Source organism: Actinocrinis sp., assembly GCF_035605935.1.
Lineage (GTDB): Bacteria > Actinomycetota > Actinomycetes > Streptomycetales > Catenulisporaceae > Actinocrinis.
This window is the reverse complement of the sequence record NZ_DATNGK010000225.1, coordinates 1-22239: the sequence shown is the minus strand read 5'-3', so window position 1 is coordinate 22239 and position 22239 is coordinate 1. Positions and strand designations below refer to the sequence as shown.

19 protein-coding genes and 2 pseudogenes are annotated in these 22239 nt (G+C 67.7%); 14 read left to right on the top strand and 7 right to left on the bottom strand.

Going from position 1 to position 22239, the window contains the following annotated elements; genetic code table 11:
* The 3 genes and pseudogenes from VN779_RS26510 to VN779_RS18190 all read left to right on the top strand — a co-directional run.
* Positions 1–104, top strand: a pseudogene (locus tag VN779_RS26510) (dTDP-glucose 4,6-dehydratase); the annotation flags it as partial.
* Complete coding sequence (locus tag VN779_RS18195; RefSeq protein ID WP_325724884.1) at positions 104–1258, top strand: alkene reductase; 1155 nt, start codon at positions 104–106, stop codon at positions 1256–1258. The pseudogene VN779_RS26510 and the gene VN779_RS18195, both read left to right, overlap by 1 nt.
* Positions 1255–1446 carry a hypothetical protein gene (locus VN779_RS18190; protein WP_325724882.1) on the top strand — a complete coding sequence of 64 codons (192 nt, stop codon included), beginning with the start codon at positions 1255–1257 and terminating at the stop codon, positions 1444–1446. Before VN779_RS18195 ends, VN779_RS18190 begins: the two co-directional genes overlap by 4 nt.
* Positions 1447–1472: 26 nt before the next feature.
* On the opposite strand, the gene VN779_RS18185 is transcribed toward VN779_RS18190, so the two are convergent.
* The 4 genes and pseudogenes from VN779_RS18185 to VN779_RS18175 form a co-directional block, all read right to left on the bottom strand.
* Positions 1473–2264, bottom strand: a complete 792-nt coding sequence (locus VN779_RS18185) for a hypothetical protein (protein WP_325724881.1) — start codon at positions 2262–2264, stop codon at positions 1473–1475.
* A 90-nt stretch (positions 2265–2354) separates the two neighbouring features.
* A pseudogene (locus VN779_RS26680) lies at positions 2355–2726 on the bottom strand (hypothetical protein); the annotation flags it as partial.
* Between the two features lie 75 nt (positions 2727–2801).
* Positions 2802–3461, bottom strand: a complete 660-nt coding sequence (locus tag VN779_RS18180; protein WP_325724879.1) for a hypothetical protein — start codon at positions 3459–3461, stop codon at positions 2802–2804.
* Positions 3462–3525: 64 nt separating this feature from the next.
* The gene (locus tag VN779_RS18175) at positions 3526–5118 is read right to left on the bottom strand and encodes a sialidase family protein (protein ID WP_325724877.1); all 1593 of its coding nucleotides are present in this window, start codon (positions 5116–5118) and stop codon (positions 3526–3528) included.
* Between the two features lie 253 nt (positions 5119–5371).
* Between VN779_RS18175 and VN779_RS18170 the strand changes: the two genes are divergently transcribed.
* Positions 5372–8038: a fibronectin type III domain-containing protein gene (locus tag VN779_RS18170; RefSeq protein WP_325724875.1), complete on the top strand. Its 2667-nt coding sequence runs from the start codon at positions 5372–5374 to the stop codon at positions 8036–8038.
* 37 nt (positions 8039–8075) lie between these two features.
* The gene (locus VN779_RS18165; protein WP_325724874.1) at positions 8076–8285 is read left to right on the top strand and encodes a hypothetical protein; all 210 of its coding nucleotides are present in this window, start codon (positions 8076–8078) and stop codon (positions 8283–8285) included.
* A gap of 20 nt (positions 8286–8305) precedes the next feature.
* Here the strand turns inward: VN779_RS18165 and VN779_RS18160 are convergent, their stop codons facing one another.
* Entirely contained in the window at positions 8306–8785 is a 480-nt protein-coding gene (locus VN779_RS18160; RefSeq protein WP_325724872.1) for a hypothetical protein, read from the bottom strand.
* A gap of 143 nt (positions 8786–8928) precedes the next feature.
* Here VN779_RS18160 and VN779_RS18155 point away from each other — a divergent pair, with 143 nt between their 5' ends.
* The 9 genes from VN779_RS18155 (at position 8929) to VN779_RS18115 (ending at position 20020) form a co-directional block, all read left to right on the top strand.
* Positions 8929–10581 carry an APC family permease gene (locus tag VN779_RS18155; RefSeq protein WP_325724870.1) on the top strand — a complete coding sequence of 551 codons (1653 nt, stop codon included), beginning with the start codon at positions 8929–8931 and terminating at the stop codon, positions 10579–10581.
* 22 nt (positions 10582–10603) lie between these two features.
* Complete coding sequence (locus VN779_RS18150) at positions 10604–10831, top strand: hypothetical protein (protein ID WP_325724866.1); 228 nt, start codon at positions 10604–10606, stop codon at positions 10829–10831.
* A gap of 136 nt (positions 10832–10967) precedes the next feature.
* A complete protein-coding gene (locus VN779_RS18145) occupies positions 10968–11981 on the top strand; it encodes an ABC transporter ATP-binding protein (protein ID WP_325724864.1) in 1014 nt (337 codons plus the stop codon).
* Positions 11978–12631 (top strand): hypothetical protein, encoded by a 654-nt coding sequence (locus VN779_RS18140; protein ID WP_325724862.1) that lies wholly within the window; start codon positions 11978–11980, stop codon positions 12629–12631. The genes VN779_RS18145 and VN779_RS18140 overlap by 4 nt, the downstream gene beginning before the upstream one ends.
* Before the next feature lie 204 nt (positions 12632–12835).
* Complete coding sequence (locus tag VN779_RS18135; protein WP_325724860.1) at positions 12836–14422, top strand: rhamnogalacturonidase; 1587 nt, start codon at positions 12836–12838, stop codon at positions 14420–14422.
* Between the two features lie 169 nt (positions 14423–14591).
* Complete coding sequence (locus VN779_RS18130; RefSeq protein ID WP_325724858.1) at positions 14592–15392, top strand: C1 family peptidase; 801 nt, start codon at positions 14592–14594, stop codon at positions 15390–15392.
* A gap of 231 nt (positions 15393–15623) precedes the next feature.
* The gene (locus VN779_RS18125) at positions 15624–18281 is read left to right on the top strand and encodes a discoidin domain-containing protein (RefSeq protein WP_414639706.1); all 2658 of its coding nucleotides are present in this window, start codon (positions 15624–15626) and stop codon (positions 18279–18281) included.
* A gap of 120 nt (positions 18282–18401) precedes the next feature.
* Positions 18402–19214 carry an SAM-dependent methyltransferase gene (locus tag VN779_RS18120; RefSeq protein WP_325724854.1) on the top strand — a complete coding sequence of 271 codons (813 nt, stop codon included), beginning with the start codon at positions 18402–18404 and terminating at the stop codon, positions 19212–19214.
* A gap of 128 nt (positions 19215–19342) precedes the next feature.
* A complete protein-coding gene (locus VN779_RS18115; RefSeq protein WP_325724850.1) occupies positions 19343–20020 on the top strand; it encodes a DUF998 domain-containing protein in 678 nt (225 codons plus the stop codon).
* A gap of 6 nt (positions 20021–20026) precedes the next feature.
* Here the strand turns inward: VN779_RS18115 and VN779_RS18110 are convergent, their stop codons facing one another.
* On the bottom strand, positions 20027–20554 hold the full coding sequence (locus VN779_RS18110) for a hypothetical protein (protein ID WP_325724848.1): 528 nt from the start codon (positions 20552–20554) through the stop codon (positions 20027–20029).
* A gap of 190 nt (positions 20555–20744) precedes the next feature.
* On the bottom strand, positions 20745–21755 hold the full coding sequence (locus VN779_RS18105; RefSeq protein ID WP_325724846.1) for a hypothetical protein: 1011 nt from the start codon (positions 21753–21755) through the stop codon (positions 20745–20747).
* Positions 21756–22239: the final 484 nt, after the last annotated feature.

Genomic DNA, 22239 nt, shown 5'->3' with positions numbered 1-22239 from the left:
ACAGCCCGCAGGTCACCTTCGAAGACGGCCTGGCCCGCACCGTGCAGTGGTACCGCGACAACCGCGCCTGGTGGGAGCCGCTCAAGACGAAGGCGGCGCTGTGATGGCCTTGACCCAACCCACTGCGACCGTTGACACGAGCGTGCTGTTCGACGGTGTCACGATCGGCGACCTCGAGTTGGCGAACCGGCTGGTCATGGCTCCGCTCACGCGCAGCCGCGCCAACGCGGACGGTACCGCGAACGCAATGATGGCTGAGTACTACGGGCAACGCGCCAGCGCGGGTCTCATCATCAGTGAGAGCGCTTATATATCCGCGCAAGGCAAGAGCGCGATCAACACACCCGGCCTGCACACCGAAGCTCAGATCGCATCGTGGCAACAGGTCACCGACACCGTGCACGCCCGCGGCGGACGTATATTCGCGCAACTCGTACACGCCGGACGTGTGAGCCACGAGGATCTGCAACCGGGCCAGTGCGCGCCGGTGGCGCCCTCTGCGATTCCCGCAAGTGCGCACACCTTCACCACACAAGGCATGGTGCCCTGTCCGACTCCGCGCGCGTTGACCGGCCACGAGATTCGAGCAGTCATCGGCTCGTTCGCGTACGCGGCGAAAGTCGCGATGCGTGCGGGCTTCGACGGCGTCGAGTTGCACGCGGGCAACGGCTACCTGGTCAATCAGTTCCTCAACGCGGCCGCGAATCAGCGTTCTGATCGGTACGGCGGCAGCATGGCGAATCGGATCCGCTTCGCGCTCGAGTCGCTCGAAGCGGTGATCGGCACGCTCGGAGCACAGCGCGTCGGCGTCCGGATCGCGCCCTGGAACAACGCGTTCGGCATCGAACCAGGGGACGATGACGCTGTGTATCCGGAACTGGTCCGCGCGCTGCCGCCGGATCTGGCTTACCTGCACGTGCGGGAGGTCGGTGACCGGCCCCTCACCTGGCGGCTGCGCGAGCTGTGGGGCGGGCCGCTGATCATCAATCCGCACCCGGGCGGTCCACAGGCCGGGCCGGCCACCGTCGAGCAGGCGTGTCAGGCGCTGGCCTCCGGCGTCGCGGACGCGGCCTGTCTCGGCACCCTGTTTCTCGCCAATCCCGATCTTCCGGCGCGTATCGCGGCCGGCGGTCCCTACAACGACCCCGACCCGATGAGCTTCTATTTCGGCGGCGCGGCCGGCTACGTCGATTACCCGCCGCTTGTGCAGCCGGATCTGACTGCGGCTCAAGTGCCGTACCGCACCGTGTGCGCATGACTTCCATCGGAGTACCTCAATCAGTGAAAAGCTTCGTGTGGCGCTGGGTGACGCAGGGTCTCGTCGCCGCCGGCTCGGCCATGGCAGTAGGACGGATCCCGATCGAGATCACGATGCACGCGCTACATCTCGAGCCCGAAGGCATCGCCGCCGCGCGGGCCGCTCAACACAGCGCCGGCCAGGACTGACTCTCCTTCGTGGTCGCCTGCTCGCGCTACGCGGCGCGCACCGATCGGCCCTGCGCGGCCGACCAGCCGTCGATCCGCTCCAAGGGTCGATGCGGCGCATACGCGGTCATTTCCAGGAAGGCCATCGCGCCGGTGAGTACGGATTCTGCGACGCGAGGCGGCAGAACGGCGGCTTGATAATCGAGCCGGGCGATCCACGCCGGGCCGGGCACGACCGAGAAGCTCAGCGGGAAGGGCTTCGCTTCGCTCGTACTCAGCGTGTTGATGCGGATGCCGAGCCGCGGCGTGATCGGTCCTATCGGCTCTGGTTCGAGCACTGCGACGGTATCGGCGACGTTCTCGAACGGCACACGCGGCGCAGAGTACTCAAACTGATCAGCGGAGTACTCAAGCTGATCAATCGCGCCGCCGGACAGCTGCGCCGCAAGGTCTGCGCTGTGCCGTGATACCGCGCGCACTAAGTCGATCGACGATCGCGCGGCTCTGACAGGGACCGTCAGGGGCAGGAACGCGCGTGCAACGTCGATCGGGCCTGGATCGCCCGCCGAGCCGGTTCGAGAGTCAGCCACCGCTGTCGTGAACGCGACCTGCGAACGCCCGGTCAATCCGGCCAAGGCGAACGCCCACGCTCCGTGGACGACGCTCTGCGGGTCGAAGCCCTGTTCGACCGCACATCCGTGAATGCGCCTGATCACCTCGGCCGGCACCGCACGGCTGAGCCGGACAGGGCTCTGCGCGCCGGACGCGGCGGCCAGATCAAACTCGCAGTCGGTGTAAGTCTCCGAGCGCAGATCCGGACCGCGGATCGCGGCACTCACGACCTCATGGCTCCGGCCCGCAAGCGAGCACGGCCGAGCAGCGCCGCTGCGGTCCGCGACACGGGTGCCAGATCCGGTGCAGAACGCGGCGAGCACGGCGCGGATCAGCGCCGCGTGGGACCAGTCGTCCAGCAGGAGGCGATGGCTCGTTACGACCAGGCGCCGCTCGCGGTCCCCGGTTAGGATAAGCAGGAGTCTGATAAGCGGCGGCGTGGCGAGAGAGAATTCCTCGTAGCGTTCGTGTTCTTCAAGCCGCAGTGCCGCGGCTTCCCGTTGGTCACGCGGGTAAGCTCGCAAGTCCACGGCACGCAACCGCGGCACGGTCCCGCGTCGCTCGATGGATACCGCACCGCCACATGGGTTTCGCTCGAAGCCGCACAGCAGGTGGGGATGCGCCCGGCACACGGTGTCAACGGCTCGTTGCAGCGCCGGGGCGTCTGCGAGTCCGGTGACCTCAAGCACGGTTTGCACCGGCGGCCAGGCATTACCCACATCACCACTGTGCTGAAAGCATCTCGACAACGCCTCGACTGCGGCCTAGGTGCCAGCAGGCGAAGCGATGGCGGTCGGCTGGTCGCTCGGTTTCGCGAGTTCGGACGCGATCACGGCCGCGGTCACGGTCCCGTCAGGGTCCTTACGCAGTCGCGCCACGACCTTCGCTCCCGGAACGAGTTGGGCACGCGTGAACGGGCGCGCGGCGGTGCCGAAGCGCGTTGTGGTGGCGATGTGTACGACCACTGTTTCGCCGTGCGCGGTCGTCCCGGTGAAGGAGTCGGAGCCGACGGATGTCACGGTGATCCGCGCGTTGACGGCCTTGCCCGCCTTGCCAGCCTTCGCGGCCTTCGAGCCGGGCGAGGCGTGGGCGCTCGCCGACGGCGTACCGGCCGACGCTGCCGCTGGCGCGCCGCCGGACGAGTTCGTGACCGCCCACACGCCCGCGCCGATCCCGACGGCCAGTAGTGCGGCGCCGCCGAACACGACGGCCGACCGCAGCGGGCGACGCGGAGTGCGCGTAGCCGACTCGTCGAACGGCATTGGCGGAACGACCTGTGTGTACTGCTCGTACGGCGGCGGGGCCAGCGGGGTAAACGGCTCCTGCTGCGCGCGCTCCTGCTCCCGGCGCGCCCGGAAGGCGTCGAAAGGATCGATGGCGCCGGTCGCCTCGCCGTCTGGTTCGTGTTCGTCGTAGTCGGGCACGGAAGCCTTCCCCGGATCGGTGGTCCTCTCCGGCTAGTGCACCGCGCCCGACATAAAGATGACGTCAGTGCGCCGTCTTGCGCTCGGCGATATGCGCGGCGATCCGGGCCGCGGAGTTCGCCGGCGCCGTAGCGCGCGGTGCCGCCGGGCTGGAGTTCAGCTGTCCGAGGGCGAACGGGTCACCCGATGGCGTCTCGAACACGCCGCTGAACTCGTTGGTTTGCGGCGCGTGCAGCGTCGCGGAGAAGAACGGGCGCACGGCGTCGAATCCGGAGGCGGCCAGGCCCTCGTAGTCGCCGAGGAAGTGCCCGCCCGCGTCGGGTGCGAGCAGCCAGTCGAAGTCCGGCGCGATCCGGCGCTCGACCGCGTCCTGCTGGTGGCCGCGCGGGAAGGAGTACAGCCAGGTGGAGGTGGGCAGCGTGGTGGTGTTGCCGGGCTTCAGGTCGCGCACGTCGTAATACGTGATGCTCACGGTTCCGGTCGGATCCACCGCGATCGACGGCGTGTAGGACGGAGCCTGCGGTCCGTGGCTGATCCGGACGGGCGCCGACCAGGTGCGGCCGTGATCGGTCGAGTGCACCAACTCAACTTGGGAGGTCGCGCCGCCGGTGAAGGTCGTGCCCTCGAAGGCCACGTAGAGCTCGCCGGTCACCGGGTCGATCGCCACGTTCTCCAGGCCGGAGCCGGTGCGCAGGGCCTTCGTCGGGTCGTTGGGGGCGTTCGGGTCCACGTCGCCGATCGAGGTGTCGGGCGTGATCTTCGTCGGCGCGGACCAGGTGCGGCCGCCGTCTGACGAGCTGACGAAGGCGTAATGCGCGTCGACCACGCCGGTGTTGTTCGGGTCCGTGTACGTGATCTGATCGAAGAAGTTGTACAGGCGGTCGGTGCGGTTGTCCGCGACGATGATGTTGCCGATCGTCTGCGTGTTGGGGATGAGCGAGGTGTTCACGATGACGCGCGGCTTGGACCAGGTGCGGCCGTAGTCGTGGGTGACTGAGAGGTAGGCGGGGCTGTCGAACGAGATCGCGTTGCCGTTGGCGTCGAGCGGCTGGTCCAGCCGGTCCCAGACCTGGTAGGCGGTGCCTGGCCGATGTGGGTCGGCGGTGACCGAGTTCTTGTCGTCGCCGATCGCCGGGTCGTTGTCGGAGATGATCGGCTGCGCGAACTTCCAGGTGCGGCCGCCGTCGAAGGAGGTGGCCGCGCCGACTCCGTTGCGCGCGTCGGCGACGTCGAACTCGAGGCCGCTGGAGTACGCGGTGCCGTCCGGTCCGAAGCTCACCCAGAGGTCTGAGACGCGCTCGTAGTTCGTGCCGCCGGGCGCGCCGCAGGTGCCGAAGGGCAGCAGCCCCTCCGAGAAGTGCACGCCGTCGCGCGTCCACACCACGCCGCCGGCGTGCGCGCCGCCGTTGGTCCACCGATCCTGCTGGAAGACCCCGATCGCCTGATGCGGGTTCCAGCCGTTGACCGCGACGTACGGTTCCACTTCCGTGTTCGGGGCGTTGGTTCCGCTCTCCGCTCCGGCGGTGCACGAGGCCGTCGGATCTCCCGCGGATGCCTGGACCAGGCCCGAGCCGGAGTGCGCCCAGGCGGCGGTTGGTCCCAGCGCGATAGGCGCGGCAGCCAGGATCACCAGCGCCGCGCGTTGCCGTGCTCGCATATTCGCTCCCTAATGCCCGACGAGCGTATTCCGGTTCTTGCTCACCCGACCACGGTAACGAGCGCCCGGTCGACCGCAAGCCTACGAGCTCGGCGAATCGCCGAACGGTATAGATCCTATGAATTCACTTTGTTAGGGAGATTGACAATGCCGTCAGCGGCACATACGGTCCCTACCGGCGCCACACATCCGATGTATGTCGTGCTGGCTCCCGCGCTGCACTGCCCCGGCGCGGGCGCCATGGAGGAAACACATGACCGCCATTCGACTGATCAACGTGCGACCACCCCGAATCCGCAGATGCCGCCCCATGATTCTCGCCGCCGCCGCGCTGCTGGCCGCGGCTCCGGCATATCTGTCCCCTGTCGCGCACGCCTCGACCGCGTCGGCGCCGTTCCCGACGATCCTGTTCGCTTCGCCCGACGGGTCCGGCTCGTCCTGCGCTTTATGGCACCCCTGCTCGATCACCGGCGCCCAGGCCCGAGTGCGCTCCCTTGCCCAGGACATGAGCTCGGATATCAGGGTTGAGTTGTTCAGCGGCACCTATCGGCTGTCCGCGCCGCTGCAATTGGACGCGCGCGACTCCGGCACCAACGGGCACAGCGTCGTGTGGGCGGCGCTGCCCGGGGCCAAGCCAGTGCTCAGCGGTGCCGAGCAGATCACCGGTTGGCACCAGTCCGACCCTGCGAAGAACATCTGGTCCGCGCCCGCTCCGGCCGGGCTGCAGACGCGTCAGCTGTACGTCGACGGCGTGCGCGCCGATCGAGCGAGCGGGCCGCTACCGGTGCGGCTGAAGAAGACCAGCACCGGTTACACCGCCGACTCGGATGTGATGGCCGGCTGGCGCAACCCGAGCGACATCGAGTTCGTATACAGCGGCGGTGCGCCGTACTGGTCGCTGAAGACGGGCGGCGAGGGCGCATGGACCGAGCCGCGCTGTCCGGTCGGATCGATCTCCGGCACCACGATCACGATGGCGCAGCCTTGCTGGGACAACTCGACCCTGCGCCCCCAGCGCACCGACGGCTCCGGCCGCAGCTACAACCTCGTGCACAACGGCAACTTGGGCAACGGCTCGATCCCCGCCTACGTCGACAACGCCTATGAGCTGCTGGACCAGCCGGGCGAGTGGTATCTGGATCAGAGTGCGAACACGATCTACTACATCCCGCGCGCGGGCGAGAATCTGCGGTGGGCCGACGTCGAGGCGCCGGTGCTGCAGCAGCTCGTGACCGGTCAGGGCACTGCGACGGCCCCGGTGCACGACGTAACCTTCTCCGGCATCCAGTTCTCCTACGCGACCTGGCTGACGCCGAGCACAGGCGAGGGCTTCAACGAGATCCAAGCCAACTACACCCTCACCGGTCCGCACGGTTACGACCAGGAGGGTCTGTGCCAGTTCATCGCCGGCGGCACCTGCCCTTACGGCGCCTGGACCAAGGAACCGGGCAACGTCAGCTTCGGCTATGACAGCGACATCCGGTTCGAGGACGACGCGTTCGTGCACCTGGGCGCCGCCGGCCTCGACCTCGGCGACGGCTCGCAGAACGACACCGTCGAAGGGTCCGTGTTCACCGATATCTCGGGCAACGGGCTGGAGATCGGCGGCGTGGACATGCCCGAGCCCACGACGCAGGCCGACCACACCTCCGGCGTGCAGGTGCTCGACAACCACCTCTACAGCCTGCCAGTGGAGTACCACGGCGGTGTGGCGATCGACGTCGGGTATGCCGAGCACACGCTGATCAGCCACAACCAGCTCGACCACACCGCGTACACCGCGATCTCGCTCGGCTGGGGCGGCTGGCCGGACAAGATCAAGGTGCAGGCGACGCCGAACTACTCCAACAACAACACCGTCTCAGACAACTACATCAACGACGCGATGCAATTTCTCGCGGATGGCGGCGGCATCTACACGCAGGGCATCACCGGCAGTTCAATGGACACCGGCGAGCACCTGACCGGCAATGTGATCACCAACACGCTGGACAACGGCCACGCGATGTACTGCGACAACGGCTGCACGTTCTGGACAGCCAGCGGCAATGTGCTGACCGGCAACGTGTCCAACGACTGGGGCGCCAGGCACGCCGATTACCGCCCCGGCGCCAGCGGCCCCGACCCCCTTCTGGTCAGCGGCAATTACTGGTGGCAGGGCGACCACGATTCCGTGGACGGCAACGCGGTCGTCTCAGGCAACCACGTGATCGCGAGCGTTTCGCAGGCTCCTGTGTCGATCGTGCGTAACGCGGGGCTCGAACCGCGCTACCGCTGGATCCTGGCCGACCGTTTCGGGGCGAGCGTCCCCGAGGCTCCGGGGCAGGTAGCGGCGTTCGCAGCGGACGGCACGGCGTATGTCGGCTGGAACCCGACCTTCGTGGACAACGGGAGTCCCGTCACGTCCTACACGGTCACGGCCTACCCCGGCGGAGCAAGCGCGACCATCTCGCCGGCGGACCTTGCCAAGACCGGGTACACCACCATCAGCGGTCTGACAAACGGTACGGCGTACACGTTCACGGTCACCGCGCACAACCGGATCGGCGAAAGTGCCGCTTCGCTGCCCAGCGCCGCGATAACGCCAACAGCGACGACGACGGCCGTGCCCGGAACGCCGACCTCCGTCAGCGCCGATCCCGGCGATGGCACAGTCAGCATCCACTTCACGCCGCCGGCCGCCACCGGAGCGACCCCGATCATCGGCTATACGATCACCGCTCCCGGCATCGCGCCCGTGCACGTCACAGGGCACGATTATGTGTGGGCGACCAGCGGGAACGGCTTGTACACGGTAGTCAGTGGCCTGACGAATGGTACTGCGTACACGTTCCAGATCACCGCGGACAACGCCGTCGGTTCCAGCGCCCCGGCGTCGGTCACGGCGACCCCTGGCCCGGCGCCGGTTCCAACACCGTGAAGCCGCGGCGTTCGTCAATACTCTCCAGGGCACTGGAGTGGTCTACGTCGACTTCTGGAACGGCCAGCAGGATCTGACCAGCGCGACTGTCCAGCTCTCCGGCACCCCGCAGACCCTGACCGTGCAGGGTCTGGTGCCGTCAGCCGCCGATACGCACGTGCAGATCCGCACCGCTGACCCGGGCCCGGTCGATTTGTACGCCTCCGCGGCGACACTCCAAATGCTCACCGCGCAGCAGAGCGGGTAACGCAAGCAGTTGACGCGACGTCAGGCCGGGCCAAGCAACACGGCAGCGGCAACGCACATGCCGGTCAACACCTCGGCCTGACGCAGCGCGGCGGCTTCCAGCGCGCGCAGCCGCTCCCGGTCCAAGCGTGGATCGCGTTCCGCCACGACGGATAGCGAGCGCCAGCCCTGGAGTTTGCCGAGCACACCGAGCCGCAACGCCTCGAGTTCGACGAGGGTGCTCAGCTCAGAGCCGCGTACCAGCCGGCCATTGAGCTTGAGCCGCCCGAGCCGTTCACCTACTCGGCCGAGCCAGGCGAAGGTGCGGCGCGGCGTCACGCCGACCGAGCGCATGATCTCGACCAACGCCGCGTAATCGGCGCTTATCTGCGCGGCGATCGCGTCCAACTCGCGGCCGAGCGGTGTACCGCGTTGTGAGCCCGCGGTACGCAGCGCCAATTGCACGTTAGCCGCAGCGCCCACGAGGTGGTCGTTGAGATAGACGCGCAATGCTTTCTGCACTGCACTCCACTACACGTGCAAGACACTCCTTAAACTCGCGAGCGCGAACTCCCGGTTCTCGACGCCCAGACGCGGCAGGGCGGATTCGTGCAGATCCGCCGCCTGAGCGATTGATTTCGCCGCGATGTGGTATTTCGAGGCGCATGGCCCAAGACGTCCTCGAGCCCACACACGCCCCGGACCACCTGCTTAAGCGGCATCTCGGCCTGTGGCACCTGACCGCGGCCGGATTCAGCGGCGTCATCGGTTCCGGCTGGCTGGTCGGAGCCCTCTACGCCTCCCAGGCCGCCGGCCCCGCAGCCGTGCTCACCTGGGGCATCGGCGGCGTCGCCTTCCTGGTGATCGCGGTAGTCATGGCCGACCTCGGCTCGACGCACCCCGAGTCCGGCGCGCTGGTGCGCTGGCCACTGCACACCAACGGCCGGCTCGCGGCCACCATCGTCGGCTGGGGCATCTGGATCGCGTACTGCACGAACCCGCCGAGCGAGTCGGCGGTCGTGATCCAGTACGCCTCGCAGCACGTCTCCGGCCTGTACTCGAACAAGCGGCTGACGTGGGCGGGCATCCTCGTCGCGCTCGCGCTGATGGCCGTGTTCATGATGGTCAACTGGTACGGGATCCTGCTGCTCGGCCGGGTGAACGGCGCGCTCTCGGTGATCAAATGGCTGGTCCCGATGCTGACCATGGTCGTGCTGCTGGCGACCTCGTGGCACGGCGGGAACTTCACCAAGCACGGCGGCTTCGCGCCTTACGGCTATTCGACGGCGCTTTCCGCGATCTCGACCGCGGGTGTGATTTACGCCTATACGGGTTTCCAAGCCCCGCTCGATCTCTCCGGCGAGGCGCGCAACGCCAAACGCGACGTGCCACGCGCCATCATCATCGGATTGCTGCTCGCGATGCTGCTCTACATCGGCCTGCAGATCGCGTTCATCGCCGCGATTCCCGGTTCGCATCTGGCGCACGGCTGGGGCGGCATCGACTTCACCTCGCCGTTCGCGCAGCTCGCGGTGGTACTCAACCTCGGCTGGCTGTCCTGGGTGCTGTACGGCGACGCGATCGTCTCGCCCTCGGGCTCCGCGCTGGTCTTCACCGCCGCGATCAGCCGCGAGGCGCGGGCGATGGGGAAGAACGAATCCATCCCGCGCTGGTTCGCGCACGTGCACCGCGGCTCGGGGGTGCCGCGCCGGGCGCTGCTGCTGAACTTCGTGCTCGGCGCGATTTTCCTGTTGCTGCTGCCCAGCTGGCACTCCATCATCGCGGCGACCAGCGAGCTGGGCTTGTTCGTGTACTCGATCACCATGGTCTGCCAGGCGGCGTTCCGGGTGGTCGAGCCAGCCCGGGAGAACGCGTGGTTCCGCGGGACCTCGGCGCTCGCGCCGATCGGCTTCGTCTTGGCGACGCTGATCCTCTACTGGGCGAAGTGGACCAATCTGCGGATCGCGCTGCCGCTGCTGGCCGTCGCGATCGCGGTGTATGTCTGGAACACGCGCAGCAACCGGCACACGCCGGGGCAGGTGCGCGTTGACGTGCGCGCGGGTGCGTGGCTGGTGCTTTACGTGTGCGCGATCCTGCTGATGTCCTGGGTCGGCAGCTTCGGCGGGAGCGACTGGATCCGGGCGCCGTGGGACTCGATCGTGGTCGGGGTCATCGGCGCGGGTGGGTACGTGTGGGGCCTGACTGAAGCCGTGCGCTTTCTGCGTTCACGGCCCACTGGCTACGAGCCGCAGGAAGCGGGGCCGGGCGCGGAGCCTGACCTGGGAAACGGCGCCGGGCCGCTCATGGACTCCGTATAAGACTTCTGAGAAAGGAACCGACATGTACGATCCGTTCACGGCCAGCGACCCGCCGGTGCTCGTCCACGAGGTGGACGGACCCGACTTCGAGCGCGCCTGGCACGGCTTCGACCGCGAGGACGAGGGCTGGAAGTGCCCGGTGTGCGGCGAGGGCAAGCAGCGCGACCGCGGCGTGTCCGAGCACAAGCAGCGCCCGTGGATCCGTTACTCCTGCGGCGATGTGGTCGCGCAGGAGATCACCGCGGGCTGACTCCACGGCGCGCCGCTGTGATCAAGTCCTAAGCCAGCCTTAACAGAACACTGTTATTCCAGGCGCGTCTATTCGGATGGTCACGGTTGTCTAATGGCCTGTACGAACTCGCCCGGGTTGGGGCTAGGGTGTGCGCATGCGGCTGAGCGCTGTTGGATACCGCTACGGATGGCGAGCACCCTGGGTGCTGGGCCGAGTCGACCTCGACCTGCAGCCGGGCGATTTGGTGCGCATCGGCGGATACAACGGCTCCGGTAAATCCACGCTCATGCGGATCATCGCCGGGGCACACCGGCCTGGCCGCGGCGCCATCACCGGGCGCCCGCAGAACGTCGCGTACGTGCCGGGCCAGTTGCCGCCGCTGCCGTTCAAGGCGCACGACTACCTGCGGCACTTCGGCCGCATCAACGGCTTGTCCGGCGAGGAGGCCGAGGAGCGGGCGCTGAGCTGGCTGGAGCGCTTCGAGGCGCTCAGCTATCGCAAGCACCGGATCGGCGACCTGTCCCGGGGCACCGCCCAGAAGGTCGCGATCATTCAGGCGCTGCTCGCGGAGCCGGAGCTGCTGATCCTGGATGAGGCGTGGACCAGCCTGGACGCCTTCGGGCAGCAGACGCTCGACGAGGTGGCCCGCGAGACGACGCGGCGCGGCGGCCGAGTGGTGTTCGTCGATCACGACCCGGAGCGGTTGGCCGACGACGCGACAGCGGCGTATGTATTGCGCGACGGGCTACTACATCAGGCTTCTGCGGTCGATTTCGAAATGCCGCTGGTGCTCATCGACCTGGAGAACGCACCGGATCCGTGGCCCGGACCCGGACGCGGCCGGATGCTCGCCGACGAGGTGATGCGCATCGAGGTCGAGCCGGACGGCTCGGACCAGTTGCTGCACGAGATCCTTTCGCTGCACCGCGGTATTCACGTGTTGTCGGTGCGCACGGTGGACGGCCGCGCGATCGAAGCGGGTAAGCAGCAGCAAGCCGGCAAGCAACAGCAGGGCGCGAAGCCAGGACAGGGGCAGCAGCAGTCCGTACCCAAGCAGAGCGAGCGGGGCCGCGAAGAGCAGGGCCGCGGCGAACGGGGCCGAGCCGAGCATCAGCAGTCTGCTATCGCGCGCGCCTCGGTGCCGCAGCAGTCCAGGAGGCAGCCGTGACGACTCGTGACGCCGCCGTCGCGCGCTACTACGTCGTCCTGCTGGCCCGCTCGCAACGCTGGCTGCCGCCAGTGCTGTTCTACGCGATCGCGCTGGCGATCGACTCGGCGGCCGGCGACAGCGCGGCCGACGCGTTCGCCTACAGTGCGGCGTTTCTTCTCCCGGTCAGCGCCTGGCTCACCCGCGCGATGCTGACCACCGAACCCGCCGAGGCCGCCGCGATCACCGCCACCGTGACCGGCCCGGTTCGTGCCCGCCTCGCCGCGCTCAGTGCCGCGACCGGCTATGGACTGCTGTGCGCACTGGTCGGCGCCATCGTCGCGGGCGCGACCGGTGCACTGCCCGGCGGCAGCGCGACCCTGCTGACCGGACTGAGCACGGAACTGGTCTGCGTGCTGCTCGGCACCGCAGCCGGCGCGCTCTCCGCTCCGCCGTTGGTCCCGGCCGCCGGATGGGGCGTATTGCTCGCCGGCCTGCTCGCGCTCGGCTTACTGGTCGCGCGCTTCTCCCCTGCCGCGATGGGCATTCGTGCCCTGACGACGGCGAACGGCGCCGCGCCGCACTATCCGCTCGCCGCGCTGCCGAGCGCGCTGGTCGTTGTGGCTGTGGCTTGGTCCATCTCGACCGCTGCGGCCATACGTCGCCAATGAAACATCCGATGTAAACGATCGTGCGCGCAGGCTTAGGCTTTTGCCGTAGATCGCAGTAGTGGCCTGCGGAAATGCGAGTCAGTTCAATGATCCACCTGTCCCGGCGGCGACGTTTTCGTGGACAACAGATCCGATCTCACTTTAAGTGGTCTGCGCATTAAGCGGTACCGATCAGCACCGCGCAGACCACCGAAGGGAGACTTCATGTCCATCCCGGTCAGCCGTCGCCGGCTCGTCGCGTTCGGCGCGGCGGGCGCGACCGGAGCGGCCCTGCCTCTAGCCGGAGCGGGGGGTGCCCGCGCGGCCACCGCCCCGGCTCCAGCGCCCGGCTTAAGCGATGTCTTCGACGTGACCGCCTTCGGCGCGACCGGAGACGGGACCACTATCGACAGCGACGCGATCAATCAAGCGATCGCGGCCGCCGCGGCCCGCGACAACGGCGCGGGCGGTACCGTCTACTTCCCGGCCGGAACCTACGCCAGCTATTCGATCCGCTTGGCCAGCAACGTCGCGCTCTATCTCGCCAACGGCTCACGGATCCTGGCGGCCAAGCCCACCGCGACGCAGGGCTACGATCCCGCCGAGCCCGGCGCGGGCAATCCGTATCAGGACTATGGACACAGCCACTGGCACAACAGCCTGGTCTGGGGCGAAAACCTGCAGAACGTCACCATCCACGGCCCCGGCACGATCGACGGCCAGGGCCTGGTCAGTGGCGGCAGCAAGGAGTCCGCCCCGCTACAGGGCAACAAGGCGATCGCGCTCAAACTGTGCCGCAACGTCGGGATCTACGACGTCACGATCGTCAACGGCGGCCACTTCTGCATCCTGCCGACCGGCGTGGACAACTTCCGCATCGACGGGCTGGTCATCGACACCAACCGGGACGGCATCGACATCGACTGCTGCAAGAACGTGCGGATCTCCAACACCGTGGTCAATTCGCCGAACGACGACGCGATCGTGCTCAAGAGCTCGTACGCGCTGAACCAGGCGCGCGCCACCGAGAACGTGTACATCGACAACTGCATGGTCAGCGGCTATGACCTGGGCACCTACGTGGACGGCACGTTCAAGACCGGGCCGTACGGGCGCACCGGCCGGCTCAAGTTCGGCACCGAGTCCAACGGCGGATTCCAGAACATCGCGATCTCCAACATCATCTTCGAGCATTGCCGCGGCCTCGCGCTGGAGACCGTGGACGGCGCGCTGCTCCAGGACGTGACGATCAGCAACCTGACCATGCGCGGCGTGCAGACCCCGATCTTCATACGGCTCGGCGCGCGCATGCGCGGTCCGGCCGGCCTGGCGATCGGCAGGCTGCGGCGAGTGAGCATCAGCGACGTGACCGTCATCGACGCCGATCCGCGTTACCCGTCCACGATCGCCGGCATTCCGGACCACCCGATCGAGGACGTGCGTATCAGTGGGCTGCGTCACATCATGGTCGGCGGCTTGACCCCGGCGGCCGCGGTGAGCCCGGTTCCGGAACTGGCCGACGCGTACCCGGAGAACTACATGTTCGGCACGCTGCCAGCATACGGGTTCTACATCAGGCACGTCTCGAACATCGCCTTCGACGACGTCACGATGGCTTTCGAGCAGCAGGACACCCGCCCGGCGTTCTCGCTCACGGATGTGGACGGCGCCGACTTCCATCACGTCCGTGCCGAGCGAGTGCGCGGTGTGCCCACCTTCTCCCTCACCGAGGTCGAGAGCCTGCGCATCAGCGACAGCTGGCCGGTCGAGGACGAGAGATTCGAGATGAAGATCCAAAAGCGCACCCTCTGATGCGAATCGGACGAAACGCCTGTACGTAGCGCCACTGCGGGGTTACTCTCGGAATCAGGCGGCGTTCGGGGCCCGCGCGGGGGTGGGGAGATCCCCCGCGGTGGACCGGCCGAGCAGTGGGGCCCGGCGCACCAGGGCGCGCCGCCTTTCCGAATGGGGGGAGCCATTCATGGGACGAACCGTTTCCCGCTACGGCTGGGTGCCGGACCTGCCGGACGCGCGCGACCACGTCTATTCGGCGCCGCATCTCGGCCTGGTCAATCCGCCGCCGCGGGTCGATCTGCGCCCGCAGCTGCCCGCGGTCTACGACCAGGGCAAGATCGGCAGCTGCACCGCGAACTCGATCGCCGCCGCGGTCGAGTTCGAGCTGTTGCGCCAGCAGTTGGCGGACTTCGTGCCGTCGCGGCTGTTCATCTACTACAACGAGCGGGCGACCGAGGGGCACGTGGAGTACGACTCCGGGGCGCAGATCCGCGACGGCATCAAGTCGATCGCCTCGCTCGGGGTGTGCCCGGAGACCGAGTGGCCTTACGACGACACGCCGCCGGCGACGGATGGCGGGGCATGGCCGCCGCAGGCCCGCGCCGGTCAGCGGCCGTCGCAGAACTGCTACGAGGACGCGCTCAAGACCAAGGCGCTCTCGTACCGCCGGGTGCTGCGAACCATTGAGCAGCTCAAGGGTTGCCTGGCCGAGGGCTTCCCGTTCGTGTTCGGGTTCACGGTCTATGAGAGCTTCGAAAGCCAGGCGGTGGCGCAGAGTGGCGACGCGCCGATGCCCAGCGCGGGCGAGCAGGCCCTCGGCGGGCACGCGGTGCTCGCGGTCGGGTACGACGACGACACCAAGCGGTTCCTGGTGCGCAACTCGTGGGGACCGGAGTGGGGTAAGGGCGGCTACTTCACGCTGCCGTACGCGTATCTGACCGAGCCCGGCCTCGCCTCGGACTTCTGGACCGTGCGCCTCGTCTCGTAGGCGGAACGCCGGCCTGACAGGCCGTTGAATCAACCGCTGACAAACCCGAATACTGACACACCGGCGTCCGCCGGCGGCCTCGCCCGGGGCCGCCGGCGGACCCGTTCTGTTCCGGAACTGTGCGAGACCCTTGACACGCGGGAAACCCCGGCGCGACCATCCCTCTCGGAGAGCGCTCTCCAACCATCCGCCTTCCGAACACCCACACTCCCGGTAAAGCTGGAGACGCCAATGAAGGCACGCTCCTCCGCTGCGTTAACGCCTCGGAGACCTCTACCGCGCTGGGCAAGGGCCGCCGCCGCTGTGGTCGCCGCCCTGAGCCTGACCGTGTACGCGCTGGTCGCGTCCACCACTGCGGCGCATGCCGCGCCGACCCTGCTGTCTCAGGGCCAGCCGACCACCGCGTCGTCGCTGGAGAGCGCCGCCTATCCGGCCTCGAACGCCACCGACGGCAACACCGGCACCCGCTGGTCCTCGGCATTCAGCGACCCGCAATGGCTGCAAGTCGACCTCGGTCAGAGCGCCTCGATCAGCCAGGTGGTCCTCCAGTGGGAGGCCGCGTACGCGACCGGGTTCCAGATCCAGACCTCGAACGACGCGAACACCTGGACCTCGATCTACTCCACCACCACCGGAACCGGCGGCACCCAAACCCTCAACATCACCGGCACCGGCCGATACATCCGCATGTACGGCACCACCCGCGCCACCCCATACGGCTACTCACTATGGGAGTTCCAGGTCTACGGCACGCTCGGCGCAGGCGGCGGTTGCGGCACGACCAATGCGGCGCTGAGCAAGCCGACCACAGCCTCGTCGTTGGAGAGTGCCGCCTTCCCGGCCTCGAACGCCACCGACGGCAACACCGGCACCCGCTGGTCCTCGGCATTCAGCGACCCGCAATGGCTGCAAGTCGACCTCGGCAGCGTGCAATCCATCTGCCAGGTCACGCTGAACTGGGAAGCCGCGTATGCGACCGGGTTCCAGATCCAGACCTCGAACGACGCGAGCAGCTGGACCTCGATCTACTCCACCACCACCGGAACCGGCGGCACCCAAACCCTCAACGTGACCGGCTCGGGCCGATACATCCGCATGTACGGCACCACCCGCGCGACTCCGTACGGCTACTCGCTGTGGGAGTTCGGCGTTTTCATCGGCGGTGGCACCGGAAGCCCGTCACCCTCCCCTTCGGCGAGCAGCACCGGCGGCCCGCCGCCCGGATGCACCGGCCAGTCCAACACTCCGAACTTCGGCCCGAACGTGGACATCTTCGACCCCAGCATGTCCTCGGCCAGCATCCAGTCCACGCTCGACTCGGTGTTCAACACCCAGAAGCTCAACCAGTTCGGGACCCAGCGCTATGCCCTGCTGTTCAAGCCGGGTACCTACAGCGCCGAAGCGAACATCGGCTACTACACCTCGATCCAGGGCCTCGGCCAGAACCCTGATGACGTGACCATCAACGGCGACGTCACCGTGGACGCCTTCGACGGCACCGGCAACGCCACGCAGAACTTCTGGCGCTCGGCGGAGAATCTGGCCATCAACCCCTCGTCCGGCAGCGACCGCTGGGCGGTGGCGCAGGCCGGCCCCTTCCGCCGCGTCGACGTGCACGGCGGCCTCGAAATGTACCCGGCCAGCTACGGCTACGCCAGCGGCGGCTACGTCGCCGACAGCAAGATCTCCGGCCAGGCCTCCAGCGTGTCGCAGCAGCAGTGGTACACCCAGGACAGCAATCTGGGCAGCTGGAGCGGCTCGGTGTGGAACATGGTGTTCTCCGGCGTGAACGGCGCTCCAGCGCAGAGCTTCCCGAGCCCGCCGATGACCACGCTGGCCACCACGCCGGTCTCCCGCGACGTGCCGTACCTGTACGTCGACTCGGTCGGCAACTACCACGTGTTCCTGCCCTCGCTGCGTACCAACGCCTCCGGTCCGAGCTGGAACAGCGGCTCGACCCCGGGTACCTCGGTGCCGATGAGCCAGTTCTTCGTGGCGACCCCGTCGAACACCGCGGCGCAGATCAACGCGGCGCTCGCTCAGGGCTGCGACCTCTTCTTCACGCCGGGCGTGTACAACATCGACCAGACGCTCAACGTCACCAACCCGAACACCGTGGTCCTCGGCATCGGCTTCCCGACGCTGATCCCGGTCAACGGCGTGAACACGATGCAGGTGGCTGACGTCGACGGCGTACGTATCAGTGGTCTGCTGCTGGACGCCGGCACCACCAACTCGCAGGCGTTGCTGACCATGGGTCCACAGGGCGCGTCGGCGAATCATGGGGCCAACCCCGATTCGATCCAGGACGTGTTCTTCCGGATCGGCGGCGACATCGCGGGCAAGGCCACCGACAGCCTCGTGGTGAACAACAACAACACCCTGATCAACGACATCTGGGCCTGGCGGGCCGACCACGGCAACGGCGGCACGGTCGGCTGGGGCACGAACACGGCGGACACCGGTCTGATCGTCAACGGCGGCAACGTCCTGGCGACCGGCCTGTTCATCGAGCACTACCAGAAGTACGAGGTGCAGTGGAACGGCAACGGCGGCGAGACGATCTTCTTCCAGAACGAGAACCCGTACGATCCGCCGAACCAGGCCGCCTGGATGAACGGCTCCACCAACGGTTACCCGGCCTATGAGGTCGCGCCGAACGTGACCAGCCATCAGGCGTACGGAATGGGCAGCTACTGCTACTTCAACGTCAACAACTCGGTGGTCAACGATCACGCCTTCGAGGCGCCCACGACCTCCGGCGTGCAGTTCCACGACCTGCTCACCGTCTCGCTCGGCGGCGTCGGCGTGATCGAACACGTCATCAACGGAACTGGAGGTGCCACCCCGTCCAACACCACTCCGGTGAACGTGACTAACTATCCGTAATCCCGTTGCCCGCGGTTGACCCCGATTTGGCATAGCCCTGCCGCGTTCCCCGCCTTGGGGAACGCGGCAGCGCTAGCATCAGGGTCCACAGCAGAGCGAATAAGTGAACGGAGGACCGTCATGTCCGAGCGGGGCCTGACGGCCGATCAGATCGACACCAGCGTCGCCCACCCGGCGCGGATGTACGACTACTACCTCGGCGGCCGGGACAACTACGAGGTGGACCGGGACGCCGCGGAGCGCATCATCAGCGCCCTGCCGTCAATCGTCGACGGCGCGCGCGCCAACCGCGCCTTTCTGCACCGAGCGGTGCACACGCTGGTCACCGAGCACGGCATCCGGCAGATCCTCGACATCGGCACCGGTATCCCCACCTCCCCCAACACGCACGAGGTCGCGCAGTCCGTCGAACCGACCACGCGCGTCGTCTACGTCGACAACGACCCGATCGTGGCCGTACACGCGCAGGCGCGGCTCACGAGCGTCGGGCACACCGCCTTCATCCCGGGTGATGTGCGGCAGCTCGACGAGATCCTCACGCGCGTGGACGAAGACGGCCTGATCGACTTCTCCCAGCCGGTCGGCGTGCTGATGCTCGCACTCCTGCATTTCCTCAACGACCAGGAGGACCCGGCCGCGGTGGTCGGCCGGCTGCGCGACGCGCTTCCAGCCGGCAGCTACCTGGTGATCAGCCATGGGACCAGGGACCGGGCGACCATGGAGAGCTTCGAACCGCTCGCCGAACTGATGGATGTCTACCGGCACGCCACCGCCGCGCTCAACCTGCGCACCTACCAGCAGGTGCTCAGCTTCTTCGAGGGCTTCGAACTGCTCGACCCGGGCCTGGTCTCGGTCTCAGCCTGGCGACCGGCGCCGGGCTCGACCGAGCCGCCGTGGATCGGGATCTACGGCGGGCTCGGGCGCAAGCTCTAGGCATCGCGCGCCATTACTCCGAACGGGCGATAAGGCCGTGATCAGGCACGATCACGGTTTGTTAACACTGGGTTAGGGGACCATCACAGAAGGGAGTTTCGTCCGGGCTGCCATCAAGGGGGGCCGCCATGACACCGGATCAAGACGTCAAAACCGTACAGCGGCTGCGTTTCGGCATCGGCGCGATCGGGCTGCTGCTGCCGCTCGTGCTGCCGTTCGGAAATTGGATCTTCGTACAGTTCGGCCATGAGACCGAGATCCTGCCGAGCTCGATGAGCAGCTCGTACTACACCAGCACCCGCAACATCTTCGTCGGCGGCCTGTGCGCGCTCGGCGTATTCCTGGTCGGATACCGCTTCAACGCGCGCGACGACAAGTGGAGCACCGTCGCCGGGATCTTCGCGATCGCGGTCGCACTGTGCCCGACGGCGCCGAAGGTCCCGACCCCGTATCAGACCGCGATCGGTCTCGCGCACCTGAGCTTCGCCGGCATTCTGCTCACGGCGCTGGCGATGTTCTGCATCTGGTCGTTCCGCGATCCAGCCGTCGAGGAGCGACGCAGGGTCAATCACGCCTACCTGACCGCCGGGATCCTCATCCTGGCCTTCCTCGCGGTCGCGGTGATCGCCGGCGCGGTGCACTGGGGCGATCACTGGACCCTGACACCGCTCTACATATGCGAAAGCCTTTCGGTCTGGGCCTTCGGCGGGGCCTGGATCGCGGCAGCGCTCGAACTCGGCGCGTTCCAGCCGAAAGCGCCGCCGGCCACGCCGCCGGTGCCGACGACCGGCGCCCTCCAGCCCTGACCGCGATCAGTCGAGGTTCGGTCCGGCGTCGCGCACGTCTTCCACCGCGCGCATCGCGTCGCGCAGGTCGGTCAGCCAGCTCTCGGCGCGCTGACCGACCTGCCGCACGCACCAGGCCAGCGCGTCGCTGCGGCTGCGCGCCACGCCCGCGTCCACGAGTGTGTCGAGCAGTTGCCGGTCGGTCTGCTTGAGCCGGGTCATCACCGGCACGGACAGCGTGGTGAACGGCTGGGTGGTCTCGCCGCAGCGCACCCACCAGGACACCTTGCGCCGGAATTCGTGCTCCGCCTCCCGGGCGACCCGCATCCGCGCGGACCGGGTCCGCTCGCGGAACTCCTTGATCCGCCCGGTGACCGCGGCCGCCTTCTCCGCCGCCGAAGCGCCCTCGGCCGTTTCCGGCTCGGGGATGCGGCCGATCACGGTGATCTCCTCGCGGTCGACGGTCACCTCGGGCGGCCCGTCGAACAATCCTTCCGGCAGCCGGCCGGTGAACCAGCCACGCAGTGTCTCGGTCGTTTCCTGTGAAGTAGCCATACAACGATGATTACATGATTACGCAGTTACAGAAGGGTGCGGCCGTACGCCGTCAGCGAACGCGAAACTGCCTGGCACAAGCCGGGAGGGGCTTGTGCCAGGCAGGCGGTCGGACGGGCTGGACGCGCTAGGTCCGGCCCGCCGGTGCAACAGTGCACACGACCATCAACCACTTGTGGTTCGGTGGACTTCAGCCGGAGGTGGCGCAGCCGCCGGCGTTGTTGCTCCAGGTCGGCTGGATCGCGTAGCTGCCGGTGGACAGGTTCAGCGCGGTCAACCCCTGCCAGGCGCACAGGTCGCCGTTCTCCTCACCGTCAGAGGCCACCCAGCCGCTGGCCGGCTCGGGGTCGGTGACCGCCTCGGCGTATTCGTGCCCGCCGACGATGCTGAAGCCGTCGAGCTGGTTCTGCACCGAGTCCGCACCACAGCCGGAGCCGGCGTCCAGGACGTACGGCATGTTCGTGTACGCCGTCGTGCCGTTCCAATCGTGCCAGGCGCAGAAGCCGGAGTTCGGGAAGCCGTCCGGACTGGTGCCGCTCGGGCTGACCACGAACACGTCCGCGTCCGGTCCCGAGACGCCGAAGTGCTGGGCGCCGACCTCGGCCTCGGCCGCGATGTCGGACTGCGAGGCGCTGTCCGGCGCGGCGGAGGAGTCGTCGACCCAGGTGCCACCGAGTACGGAGCCGTTGAAGGACGGGCCCGCTCCGCTGCTGTCGGTGTACTGCGTCATGATCGTCGACCAGTCGTCGCCGGAGCCGCCCAGGCCGCCGAAGAAGCCCTGGAGGTACTGCTGCACGCCGTTGCCGTCGCTGTCCCACTGGGAGCCCCAGAAGACCAGGTAGACGGTGGGGTTGTGCTCGACGGGGCCGCCGTTGTAGATCAGGCCGCCGCTGTCCAGGGGCCGGGCGTGGCCGCGCGCGCCGTGCGGCACCACGACGCCGAAGCGCCCGTGGGTCTCGACCCGGACGGTGCGGCCGTGCGTGTGCACGTAGTGGACGGTGCCGCTCGACACGGCGGAGGTGGTGTTGGTGCCGGTGGCGTTGCCGGCGCCATCGGCGACGACGTGTGCGGAAGCGGCGCTCGCCGACAGCGAGGCGCCGAAGGCGATCAGGGCTATGGTGCAGAGTCCGGCCACGGACCGGCGCGACCGCGGCGTGATGCGTCCGGCCCGGGTGTTTCCCGAGCCGCTGTGGTTCAGCATGGGATTGTTCTCCTCGCGCAGTTTCCCGGTGCGGCCGGTTCGGCCGCTGTGGGTTTTTCCGGGTTTGTCGCAGGATGCAGACATGCATGTCCGAGCCGAGCGCCTGCCCTCGGATCACGACGAGCTGTAGCCGGCCCGAACGGTCTGCAACCCGTACGCATTGGACACCGGATCGCGGCGGTTGTCCGTAAAGCGGCGGGCAAAACTACCCAAAGGGTCCATCACGGAAAGGGAAAACCGCAGGCGAACGGTTGTAGAACTCGGATTCGCTGAAACGGATAAGCGATCCGGAAGGTTCTCTTAGAGGGCGTCTGATCCCATGTTGGGGTCTAACGTCACGCACTATCAGCGGCGGATTGCCGCAATTGTCGGGTACGGCACAGCGAATCGGCCAAGCGGCGGGCCTGGCAAGGCGCCGGAGCATCCTCGCGCTCCTCATTCAACACCGTGGGTCGTCTGTGGATGTTTCGGCAACGCAGCCAGG